Source organism: Cellulomonas endophytica (assembly GCF_004123805.1).
GTDB classification, from domain to species: Bacteria; Actinomycetota; Actinomycetes; order Actinomycetales; family Cellulomonadaceae; genus Cellulomonas; species Cellulomonas endophytica.
In genome coordinates this window covers 103934-113471 of sequence record NZ_RWJX01000005.1, presented here as the reverse complement: position 1 = coordinate 113471, position 9538 = coordinate 103934, and the positions used below count along the sequence as shown (strand labels likewise).

The window sequence follows — 9538 nt, the reverse complement described above, 5'->3', positions numbered from 1 at the left end:
CCCCGGCGGGGTGGGCGTCCCCCCGGGCCCGGGTGCGGCGGAGCGGCCGGGCGCCGTCGTCGCCGCCGGGCCGCGCGGCGGGACGGGGGCGGTGACGGCAGGACCGGGCGCGTCGGCCTCGTCCGGATCGTCGAACAGCGTCGCGACGCGTGCCGCCACGGGCTCGGCCGACGGGGCGGGCGGCGTGACGTCGAGCGGGCCCGGCGGCGACGCGGCGATCGCCGCCGACGTGCAGCGCGCGCTCGTCCGCAGCACCGCCCGGGCCAGCGCGAGGTCGTGGCAGCGCTCGACCCGGACCCCCGCGGCGAGCAGCGGCGGGTAGCGCAGCGTCGTCCGGTCCCAGACCCACCGCGGGGAGTCCCGGGCCTCGGTCGCCGCCACCTCCGCGGCGAGGGCCGCCGCGGGCACGTGCCGCCTGTCGAGGAGCGCGCCGGCGTCGTCCAGGCGCACGAGCGTCCAGCCGCCCGCCGGCCCGCCGGGAGCGCCGGGACCGCCGACGGGGGCGGCCGGAGCGCCGTCGGCACCCGGTGCGGTGCCGGTGCCGGCCGCGCCGCCGCCGGGTGCCGTGCCGGCACGGGGGGCCGGTACGGGGGCGAGGACGACGAGCACGGGCGCGCTCAGACCGTCAGGTCGCGCGCGTACGCGGCCGGGGTGGTGCCGAGGTGGGCGCGGAAGTCGCGGACGAGGTGGGCCTGGTCGGCGTAGCCCAGCTCCGCGGCCAGGTCCGACCAGACGACGTCCTCCCCGCGGGCCGCGCGGTCCGCGGCCTCGACGATGCGCCAGCGCCGCACGACCCACGCGGGACCGACCCCCAGGTGCGCGACGAAGAACCGCTGCAGCGTGCGCACCCCGACGCCGGCCGCTCGCGCCAGGTCCTCGACCCGGACCACGGACCGGTCGCGCTCGGCCAGCCCGACGACCGCCGTCACCTCCCGCGCCTGCGCGACGGCCTCCGCCGGCCGGTCCGCCAGCACCCGCTCGAGCAGGCCCCGCAGCACGGCGACGCGCGCCGGCTCGTCGGCCCCCTCCGCCACGGCCGCCGCGACGTCCCCGCCGCCGGGCACGGGCCCGAGCAGGGGCCCGAGAGGCCTCTCGGCGTCCGTGAGGGTCCGGGCGGGGAGCCCCGTGAGCACCCCGAGGCCGCCGGAGGCCTTGGCCGCGACCGTCCACCCCGTGCCGACGAGGCGCCGCTCGTCGAGCCGGCTGCGGACCCCGTACACGCGGGCGCCGGCGGGGTCGAGCACCCGGCCGTCGCCGCCGAGGGTCCCGACGGAGAGGTGCCCGGCCGGGTGCGTGAGGACGCGCTGCACGTGCACCGCACCGGGCGGCAGCCGCCACCCGACCGCCCAGAACCAGTCGACGACGCCCTCCAGCGCGGCACCGGCCGGGTAGCGCTCGAGCGTCGCGACCGCGCGCATCCCGCCCGGGTCGACGATGCCGCGCGTGTCGTCGGGCCCAGGCACGGCGTCCGGGACGGGCGGCAGGGGGGTCACGTCCCCCACGCTAGGCGCGCCGACCCACACCCACGGCCACCCACCGGCGTCCCGCCACCGGCCGGCCGACCCACCCCTCGTCGGGACCGGTGCCCCGCGCTCCGGCGGTGCCCGCGGCGGACCGGTCCCGCGCGCGCGGCCCCGGTGCCGGGAACGGGCGGGGCCCGTGTCGCGGATCTTCTACCGCCGGGGCCCGGGCGCTCCTAGCGTCGGGGGCATGAGCCACGACACCGACGACATCCCGTACTTCCCGGCGACCGCCCCCGCCGCCCTCGCCGACGCCGCCACCGCCCGCGGCCTGATCCGGCCGGTGCTCGACGACCTCGCGCTCCTCGTCGCCGCGGTCGGGCCGGAGGACCTGGGCCGGCCCACCCCGTGCCACGACTGGGACGTCGCGACCCTGCACGACCACGTCCTGGGCTGGGTCGACTTCTTCGGCGCGGCCTTCGCGGACCCGGCCCGGCGGGGTGAGCGGCCGGACCCCGTCGCGTTCCGGGCGGCGCAGGACCCTCGGGACCCGGCCGACGTCGTCCGTGCCGCGGCCGACCGGCTCGACGCGGCGCTCGAGGGCGGGGTGCTCGACGGGCAGGTCGTCGTGTCGCAGTCCCGCATGGACGGCCCGGCGGCGTTCGGCATGGTGCTCGGCGAGTACGTCGTGCACGGCTGGGACCTGGCCACGGCGCTCGGACGCCCGTGGGCGCCGCCGCCCGCGTCGGCGGAGCAGGCGCACGCGTTCTTCGGCGGCATGATCGCGCCGGAGTACCGCGGGGGCCCGGACGGCTTCTTCGGTGCCGAGGTCCCCGTCCCCGACGACGCCTCGGCCCTGGACCGGCTCCTCGGCTTCGCGGGCCGCGACCCCCACTGGTCGGCGGCCCCCCGCGACGCCGTCGTCTGACGTCCCCGGGGGGCGTCCGAGCGGCAGGACGGCGGCGTCGGGGCGAGCCGCGCGCCGGCCGGACCGTCGGCGAGGACGTCCTCCGGCGGCTCGACGGGACGCCCGGACCACCGGAGGGCGGTCTCGTCGTGGTGCGACGACGCCCGCCGGCCCCGGGGCGGGGACGGCGGGCGTCGGTGGCGGGTCAGGACTCGCGCAGGACCCGGACGGCGCCGGCGGGCACGACGAGGCCGTCGCCGGCCGGCGTGCCCGTCACGAGCTCGTGGCCCGTGACGGGCAGGCGCACCCCGTCGCCGGTGTGGTTGAGCACGACGAGCCACGAGCGCCCGTCCGCGCCGTGGCGGCGGACCACCTCGACGCCCGGCGCGGCCGGCACGTCGGCCCTGACGCCGGCCTCCGCCAGCACCGCGTCGGTGACGGCCTGCAGGCCGTCGGCGTCGACCCGGGTCGCCAGGTACCAGGCGGCGCCGTCGCGGCCCCCGCCCGCAGCCGCCGGGACCGTGCGCCGCGTGAGGGCCGGGCCGCCGGCGAGGTCGCCGTCGGCGAAGGTCCGCACCGCCTCCGTGCCCTCGGCCAGGTGCACCTTCTCCGTCCACAGGTCGGCGGACGTGCCGTCGTCGAGGGTGACCGTCTGCCCCTCGCCCAGGGCCCAGAACTCCTCCGTGCGCACGCCGAGCAGGTCGCGGAAGGCGCCGGGGTAGCCGCCGAGCCGGACGTGGTCGTGCTCGTCGGCGATGCCGGAGAAGTACGTGACCAGCACGGACGCGCCGCGCGCCGCGGCCGCGGCGACGTTGGCGGCCTCGTCGTCGGACAGGAGGTAGAGCGTCGGGGCGACGACGACGTCGTAGCCCGACAGGTCCGCCGACGGCTCGACGACGTCCACCGTGACGCCGCGCCGCCACAGGGCGCGGTAGTGGGCGAGCACCGTCGCGGGGTACGACAGCACGTTCGTCGGGTGGGAGTCGAGCTCCGCGCCCCACCACGCCGGGTAGCTGAACAGCAGCGCCACCCGCGCCCGGACCGTCGAGCCGCGCAGCTCCGCCACGGCCTTAAGGGTCCGCCCCAGCTCGACGGTGTTCCGCCACACGTCGGTGTCCGTGCCGCCGTGCGGCAGCATCGCCGAGTGGAACTTCTCCGCGCCCGCGGCGGACTGCCGCCACTGGAAGAACATGACGGCGTCGGCGCCGCGGGCGACGTGCTGGAAGGAGTTCCGCAGCATCTCGCCGGGCCGCTTCGTGCGGTTGCGCGGCTGCCAGTTCACCGCGGACGTGGAGTGCTCCATGAGGATCCACGGCCGCCCCGCGGCGATCCCGCGGGTGAGGTCGGCGCTGAACGCGAGCTCGACGTGGTCCTCGGGGTCGGCCGCGTCGAGGTAGTGGTCGTTGGCGATGATGTCGAGGTCGCCGGCCCAGGAGAAGTAGTCGAGCCACTTCGTGCGGGTCGAGGCCATGAGGTTCGTCGTCGTCGGGACGCCCGGCGTCACCTCGCGCAGCACGTCGCGCAGCGCGCGGTAGTGCTCGAGCCACGCGTCGGAGGAGTAGCGCGCGAAGTCGAGCTGCTGCGTGGGGTTCGCGAAGGTCGGCGCCGAGCGGGGAGGCAGCACCTCGTCGAAGGAGTCGTAGCGCTGCGACCAGAACGCCGTGCCCCACGCGGCGTTGAGCGCCTCGACGTCGCCGTAGCGGGCCTCGAGCCAGCGGCGGAAGGCGGCGGCGGCGTCGTCGGAGTGGTCGTGGGGGACGTGGCAGCCGAGCTCGTTGTCCACGTGCCACAGCGCCAGCGCGGGGTGGTCCCTGTACCGCTCGGCGACGAGGCGCGTCAGCCGCAGCGCGTGCTCCCGGTACACCGGCGAGGCGACGCGGTAGTGCTGGCGGCCCCCGGGCCACAGGACCGTGCCGTCGGCGAGCACCGGCAGGATCTCCGGGTGCTGGTGCGCCAGCCACGGCGGCGGGCTGGCGGTCGCCGTCGCCAGGGCCACCTGGACGCCGCCGGCGTGGAGGCGGTCGAGCGTCTCGTCGAGCCAGCCCCACTCGAGCGTGCCGGGGCGGGGCTCGATCTGCGCCCAGGAGAAGATCGCGACGGAGACGAGGCTGACGCCCGCCTCCTGCATGAGCGCGACGTCCTCGACCCGCACGCTCTGCGGCCACTGCTCCGGGTTGTAGTCCCCGCCGTAGGCGAGGCCCTCGACCCCGAGGGGCCAGGGGCGGTCGGTGGGCTGCGCGGTCATGCGGGTCCTCTCGGCGACGGTGACGACGGGCGTGCGGATCGTACGGGCGCGGTCCGGGCCGGCGCGGACGGGTCCGGCGCCCGCGGGTCGGGCACGGGCGGCGCCGGAGGGTCCTGGTCCGGTCAGGCCGGGGCGGCGGCGGGGCGCAGGTCCTCGACGCCGTCGAGGAAGCCGTCGCGCAGCGACGACCCCGGCGCGAGGTCGGCCTTCGTCACGGGCCGGCCCAGCGCCGCGGAGGCGTAGATCGCGGTGACGAGCTCGAGGGACCGGTAGGGCTCGGCGGCGACGGGCGGCAGCGGGGCCCCGGTGCGCAAGGCCTCGTAGACGGCCCGCAGGAGGGGGACGTGGCCGCTGGGCTCGTCGGCCTCCGGCAGCGCCCAGGCGGCGGGGGCGTCGGGGTGCGGCGCCCCCGTGCGGTCGGGCGCGGCGGTCAGGCGCCACGACGAGGCGTCGTGGCCGTAGAGGTGCTCCACCTCGACGGTGGCGCGCGTCGTGTCGACGCGGACGTAGCTGGTCTGCCGCGGGGACAGCGAGGTCGTCACGACGGACACGACGGCGCCGTTCGCGAAGCGCACCGTGGCCACGGAGGTGTCCTCGGTCTCGACGTCGCGGTCGAGGCGGAAGGCACGGGCGTCGACCTCGGCCCAGTCCCCGAGCAGGAACCCGAGCAGGTCGAGCTGGTGGATGCCCAGGCCGAGGAGTGGACCGCCGCCCTCGGTCGCCCAGCGGCCGCGCCACGGCACGGCGTAGTAGTCCTCCTGCCGGCGGTACCAGAGGGTGTGGCAGATCCCGACGAGTGGCCGGCCGAGCTCGCCGTCGGCCAGCAGGCGCTGGACGTGCGCGACCGCGGTGCCGGTGCGCTGCTGGAAGACCACGGCGTACTCGCGCCCCGCCGCGCGGGCGGCCTCGAGGACGGCGTCGAGGTCGGCGAGGGAGAGCACCGGGGGCTTCTCGCACACGACGTGCGCGCCGGCGCGCAGCGCCTCCACGGCCTGGTCGCGGTGCAGGCCCGGGGGCGTGCAGAGGTGGACGACGTCGACGGGCGGGGCGTCGGGCCCGGCGGCGTGCGCCCGCTCGCCGGCCAGCAGCGCCGTGAGGTCGTCGTAGGTGCGCGCGACGCCGTACTCGGCCGCGTAGGCGTCCCGCGCGGCCGGGACGGGGTCGGCGGCCGCCACGAGATCCGCGCCCGGGTCGAGGGCGAGGGCCTTCGCGTGGGCGTGCGCGATGGCGCCGGTCCCGACGATCGCCACGCGCAGCGGGCGGTCCGCGGCGAGGCCCGCCCCCGGCGGCGTGGAGGTGCTGGTGGGCTGGCTGTCCTGGCTCACGGCCGCTCCCTCGCGGTGGTGCTCCCGGTCGGTCCGGGTCGGTGCACCACCCTACTGGTAAGCGCTTGCCTGTCCAGGGCCCGGCGGTCTTGACCGGTGCCGCGGCGCCGTGCGAGCGTCCGGCCATGCCCCGCGTGTGCTTCCTCTCCCGCGTCCGCCCCGACCGCCTCGAGGAGTACCGGGCCCGCCACGCGGCGGTCTGGCCCGAGATGCTCGAGGCGCTGCGCGACACGGGCTGGCGCGACTACTCCTTGCACCTGTCGCCGGACGGGCTCCTCGTCGGGCACCTGGAGACGGACGACTACGCCGCGGCGCAGGAGGCCATGGCGCGGACCGCCGTGAACCCGCGGTGGCAGGCGGAGATGAGCGAGTTCTTCGTCGACCCCGGCAACCCCGACGAGGGGTTCCAGGTCCTCGACGAGGTCTTCCACCTCGAGGACCAGCTGCGCGCCGCGGGCCTGCCGACGACCCCGCAGGCCCCGACCGCCTGACCCGCCCCGCCGCCCGGCGGCCCGGCGACGACCCCTGCGCCGGGCCCTGTGCCGGGCCCTGTGCCGGGCCCTGTGCCGGGCCCTGTGCCGGGCCCTGTGCCGCGCGCCCGGGAGCCGTGCGCCGCGAGCAGGGCCCGCGCGCGGCGTACCGGTCTCGCCACCGGGCGGGCCCGGGACCCACCCACCCGACGACCGGGGCCGCCCGGAGGCCGCCCTCCGGCCCGGGCGTCAGCCCCGGGCGAGGGGGAGCAGGTCCGCCACGGCCGCGCGGACGGCGCCGCGGAAGCGGTCGTCGGCGGGCAGGTCCGTGCCGAACACGGGCGCCAGGGCCAGGACCCGGTCCGCCAGACCGGCCTCGTCGCCCGTGACGGCGTCGGCGATGGCGGGCGCCAGCGGGTCGTCGAGGGTCACCGGTCGCCCGGCGACGACGAGCCCGCCCCCCGCCGCCGCCCGCGCGTAGAGCGCCCACGCCGCCACCGCCGCGGCGGCCGCGGTGGGGGTCGCGCCGGCCGCCAGCCGGTCGCGCACGGTCCCGAGCAGCCGCTGCGGCAGCTTCTGGGAGCCGTCCATGGCCACCTGCACGGTCGTGTGCCCGGTCGCGGGGTTGGCGAAGCGGTGCAGCACCTCGTCGCGGTAGGCGCCCAGGTCCGTCCCGTCGGGGGCGACGAGCGTGGGCAGCACGTCCTCGTCGAGCAGCGCGCGCACCCGCCCCGCGAGCTCGGGGTCGGTGACGGCCTCGGCGATCGTCGCGTGCCCGCGCAGCGCGCCGGCGTAGGCCAGCAGGGAGTGCGAGGCGTTGAGGATGCGCAGCTTGGCGCGCTCGTACGGGGCGACGTCGCGCGTGAGGGTGGCGCCGGCGCGCTCCCAGGCGGGGCGCGGGCCGGCGAAGTCGTCCTCCACGACCCACTGCAGGAACGGCTCGGCGACGACGAGCCCCTCGTCGCGCAGCCCGAGCATCGCGGTGGCGCGGGCGCGGTGCGCGTCGGCGGTGGCGGGGGCGATCCGGTCGACCATCGTGGCCGGGAAGCGGACGTGCGCCTCGACGAACGCGCGCAGCTCCGCGGCCCCGGGCCGGCCCGCCACCGCGGGGGCCTCGAGCGCGCCGCGGACGAGGCGGGCGAGGACGGGGCCGTTGTCCGTGAGGTTGTCGCAGCAGACGACCGTGAGCGGCCCGGACCCGGCGCGGCGGCGGGCGGCGAGGCCGCGCAGCAGCAGGCCGACGGGGGTGCGGGCCGGGCGCGGCTCGGCGGGCGCGGCCGTGGGCGCGTCGAGCTCCTCCGCGAGGGCGGCGACGTCGGCGGCGAGGTCGGCGTCGGCGAGGTCGGGGCCGCCGTCGGGCCCGCGGCGGTAGCCCTTCTCCGTCACCGTGAGCGTGACGACGTGCGTGTCGGGCCCCGCGAGCGCCGCGAGCACCGCCGCGGTGTCCCGGCCCGGGAAGGACGCCGCCCGCAGCGACCCGACGAGGCGCAGGGCCGCCGTCTCCGCGCCGGCCGCGCTCTGTCCCAGCTCGAGGACGCCGTAGAGCCCGTCCTGCGGGGCGAGCTGCTCGGCGACGCGGGCGCTGCGCTGCGTGACGCCGTGGATGCCCCAGCGGTCGTCGCCGGTGGCGGCCGCGGCGTCCTCCGTGCAGACGGCCTGGTGGGCGCGGTGGAACGCGCCGAGACCGAGGTGCACGATCCCCGTGCGCAGCGCGGCGGGGTCGACGGCCGGGCCGCGCACGCCGTCGGGCAGGCCGCCACGCCGAGCGACGAGGGCCGCCAGGGTCGCGGCGGACAGGCGGGGGTCCTCGGGCGTGGCGGTGGTGCTCATGCGGGTTCCCTCCGGGGGGCGGGGCGGGCGTCCGGGCCGGACGCGGGGTCGAGCAGGCGGTCGGACGTGCGGTCGGGCGTGCGGTCGGGCCCGCGGTCGCGCGTGGGGTCGGACGTCCGGTCGGACGGGGGTCCGGGCGCGGCGTCCGGCGTCCGTCGGGACGGCGCGTGGTGCCCGTCGCCCGGCCGGGGCGCGGGTGCGGGTGCAGGTGCGGGCGCGGGCGCGGTGGAGTCGCGCACGACGAGCTCGACGGGCAGCCGCGTGCGGGGCGGGTCGGCGCCGCCCCCTGCCGCGCCACCCGCCGCGTCGAGCAGCAGGTCGACGGCGGCGGCCCCGAGCCGGCGCAGGGGTGCGGCGACCGTGGTGAGCGCGGGGGAGACGAGGGTGGCGGCGGGCACGTCGTCGAAGCCCACGACGGACACGTCCTGCGGCACGCGCACGCCGTGGTGGCGGAGGCGGTCGACCACGCCGAGGGCGACCAGGTCGTTGAACGCCAGCACCGCGGTGACGCCCGCGGCCACGGCGAGGTCGCCCGCCCCGGACCCGCCGGCGACGACCGGCCGCACGTGGCCCAGGTCGACGACCGTCAGGTCGGGCACCTCGGCGACGAGGTCCGCCAGCACCTCCCGGCGACGGGCGTCCGACCAGGACGTCGAGGGCCCGCCGACGTACCCCAGCCGCCGGTGGCCGAGCCGCACGAGGTAGTGGACCGCCTGCCGGACGCCGTCGGCGTGGTCGACCCCCACGGACGCCAGTCCCGGGGCCTCGCGGTTGACGAGCACCACCCGCCCGCCCGCCGCGCGTGCGGCGAGCGCCTCGGGGTCCATCCGCGGCGAGCACAGCACCACGCCGTCGACGCCCGCCTGCAGCCCGGCGACGACCTCGGCCTCGAGCTCGGGGTCCTCCTCCGCGTCGGCGACGAGGACCGCGTGCCCGCGGGCCCGGGCGCGGGCCTGCATGCCCTTGGCGACCGCGGCGAAGAAGGGGTTCTCCAGGTCGGGCACGACGAGCCCGAGCTGCCCGGTGCGTCCCGTGACGAGCTCGCGCGCCGCCCGGTGCGGGTGGTAGCCGAGGTCCCGGGCGGCGCGCAGGACGCGCTCGCGACGGGCGGTCGTGACGCCGTCGGGGCTGGCCAGGGCGCGGGAGGCGGTGGCGGGGGAGACCCCGGCGGCCCGCGCGACGTCGCGCAGCGTGATGGGCACCGGTCGCCTCCTCGTGCCTGCGGTGGTGCTGCGGTGGTCCTCGGTGGTCCTGCGGTGGCCCTGCCGTGGTCGCTGCGAGGTCGTCCCCCGTGGCGGCCG

The 9538-nt window shown here is 78.9% G+C and carries 7 protein-coding genes and 1 pseudogene; 2 read left to right on the top strand and 6 right to left on the bottom strand.

Going from position 1 to position 9538, the window contains the following annotated elements; genetic code table 11:
- Together EJA20_RS03010 and EJA20_RS03005 are read right to left on the bottom strand one after the other, a co-directional pair.
- Positions 1–609: pseudogene (locus EJA20_RS03010) on the bottom strand (hypothetical protein); the annotation flags it as partial.
- Between the two features lie 8 nt (positions 610–617).
- A complete protein-coding gene (locus EJA20_RS03005) occupies positions 618–1493 on the bottom strand; it encodes a helix-turn-helix domain-containing protein (protein ID WP_129336691.1) in 876 nt (291 codons plus the stop codon).
- Between the two features lie 217 nt (positions 1494–1710).
- Here EJA20_RS03005 and EJA20_RS03000 point away from each other — a divergent pair, with 217 nt between their 5' ends.
- Positions 1711–2388, top strand: a complete 678-nt coding sequence (locus EJA20_RS03000; RefSeq protein WP_164983812.1) for a TIGR03086 family metal-binding protein — start codon at positions 1711–1713, stop codon at positions 2386–2388.
- A gap of 184 nt (positions 2389–2572) precedes the next feature.
- Here the strand turns inward: EJA20_RS03000 and EJA20_RS02995 are convergent, their stop codons facing one another.
- The gene (locus EJA20_RS02995) at positions 2573–4612 is read right to left on the bottom strand and encodes a beta-galactosidase (RefSeq protein WP_129336689.1); all 2040 of its coding nucleotides are present in this window, start codon (positions 4610–4612) and stop codon (positions 2573–2575) included.
- Positions 4613–4734: 122 nt separating this feature from the next.
- Positions 4735–5937, bottom strand: a complete 1203-nt coding sequence (locus tag EJA20_RS02990; RefSeq protein WP_129336688.1) for a Gfo/Idh/MocA family protein — start codon at positions 5935–5937, stop codon at positions 4735–4737.
- A 125-nt stretch (positions 5938–6062) separates the two neighbouring features.
- Between EJA20_RS02990 and EJA20_RS02985 the strand changes: the two genes are divergently transcribed.
- On the top strand, positions 6063–6428 hold the full coding sequence (locus EJA20_RS02985; RefSeq protein WP_129336687.1) for an L-rhamnose mutarotase: 366 nt from the start codon (positions 6063–6065) through the stop codon (positions 6426–6428).
- Positions 6429–6656: 228 nt separating this feature from the next.
- Here EJA20_RS02985 and EJA20_RS02980 read toward each other — a convergent pair whose 3' ends face one another.
- Positions 6657–8237, bottom strand: coding sequence for a mannitol dehydrogenase family protein (locus EJA20_RS02980; RefSeq protein WP_129336686.1), 1581 nt, complete (start codon positions 8235–8237; stop codon positions 6657–6659).
- Positions 8234–9439, bottom strand: a complete 1206-nt coding sequence (locus tag EJA20_RS02975) for a LacI family DNA-binding transcriptional regulator (RefSeq protein ID WP_129336685.1) — start codon at positions 9437–9439, stop codon at positions 8234–8236. Before EJA20_RS02975 ends, EJA20_RS02980 begins: the two co-directional genes overlap by 4 nt.
- Positions 9440–9538 lie beyond the last annotated feature (99 nt).

Coding starts and splice junctions, on each gene's coding strand:
- EJA20_RS02985 (WP_129336687.1), top strand. CDS start 6,063: ATGCCCCGCGTGTGCTTCCTCTCCCGCGTCCGCCCCGACCGCCTCGAG.
- EJA20_RS03000 (WP_164983812.1), top strand. CDS start 1,711: ATGAGCCACGACACCGACGACATCCCGTACTTCCCGGCGACCGCCCCC.
- EJA20_RS02995 (WP_129336689.1), bottom strand. CDS start 4,612: ATGACCGCGCAGCCCACCGACCGCCCCTGGCCCCTCGGGGTCGAGGGC.
- EJA20_RS02980 (WP_129336686.1), bottom strand. CDS start 8,237: ATGAGCACCACCGCCACGCCCGAGGACCCCCGCCTGTCCGCCGCGACC.